Origin of the sequence: Klebsiella sp. 141251 (genome assembly GCF_050600725.1) — a bacterium.
Taxonomy (GTDB): Bacteria; Pseudomonadota; Gammaproteobacteria; order Enterobacterales; family Enterobacteriaceae; genus Klebsiella; species Klebsiella aerogenes.
Map to the genome: position 1 here is coordinate 1 of NZ_JAQIRG010000023.1, position 1,132 is coordinate 1,132.

Consider the following 1,132-nt stretch of genomic DNA (forward strand, 5'->3'; position numbering starts at 1 on the left):
GCAAAAAATACCACGCCTTCGAAGGCCAGCTGAAAGGCACCGACAGCCGTATCCTGGTCGCCCAGGTGCCGGGCGGGATGCTCACCAACCTTGAGGGCCAGCTTAAACAGCAGAGCGCCGCCCACCGTCTGGATGAAGTGCTGGCGGAAATCCCCCGCGTGCGCGAGGACCTCGGCTTCATCCCGCTGGTGACCCCGACCTCGCAGATTGTCGGCACCCAGGCGGTGCTTAACGTGCTGGGCGGCGAGCGCTACAAAACCATCGCGAAAGAGACCGCCGGTATCCTGAAAGGCGAATACGGCCACACCCCGGCGCCGGTTAACGCCGCCCTGCAGGCGCGGGTGCTCGACGGCGCCGACGCCGTCACCTGCCGCCCGGCGGACCTGCTGAAGCCGGAGCTGGCGGAGCTTGAAGCCGACGTGAAACGCCAGGCGCAGGAGAAGGGCATCACGCTTGCCGAAAACGCCATCGACGACGTGCTCACCGTGGCGCTGTTCCCGCAAATCGGCCTGAAGTTCCTCGAAAATCGCCACAACCCGGCGGCCTTTGAGCCCGTGCCGCAGGTGGAAGAAGCAAAATCTGCCGCGCCGGCAAAAGCCGCCGCCTCCGGCGTCTACACCGTGGAAGTGGAAGGCAAAGCCTTCGTGATCAAAGTCAGCGACGGCGGCGACGTCAGCCAGCTGACGGCGGCCACTCCGTCTTCCGCACCGGTTCAGGCAGCCGCCCCGGCCCCGGCAGGCGCCGGCACCCCGGTGACCGCGCCGCTGGCGGGCACCATCTGGAAGGTGCTGGCCAGCGAAGGCCAGGCGGTGGCGGAAGGCGAGGTGCTGCTGATTCTGGAAGCCATGAAGATGGAAACCGAAATCCGCGCCGCGCAGGCCGGTACCGTACGCGGTATCGCGGTGAAATCCGGCGATGCGGTGGCGGTCGGCGACACCCTGCTGCAGCTGGCGTAAGGACGAGGAGCGCAAATGGAAAGTCTGAACGCCCTGATTCAGGGCATGGGGCTGATGCACCTGGGGGCCGGCCAGGCGGTAATGCTGCTGGTCAGCCTGCTGCTGCTGTGGCTGGCGATTGCGAAAAAGTTCGAGCCGTTACTGCTGCTGCCGATTGGCTTCGGCGGCCTGCTCTC

Annotated in this window: 2 protein-coding genes; both read left to right on the plus strand. The window is 66.2% G+C overall.

The genetic code is table 11. The features are described from left to right. Positions 1 to 956 (plus strand): biotin/lipoyl-containing protein (locus PGR09_RS24470; RefSeq protein WP_430916580.1); only part of this gene is annotated, 956 nt, incomplete at its 5' end. Positions 957 to 971: 15 nt separating this feature from the next. After that, positions 972 to 1,132: sodium ion-translocating decarboxylase subunit beta (locus PGR09_RS24475; RefSeq protein WP_173670150.1), on the plus strand; the 161-nt coding region annotated here is incomplete at its 3' end.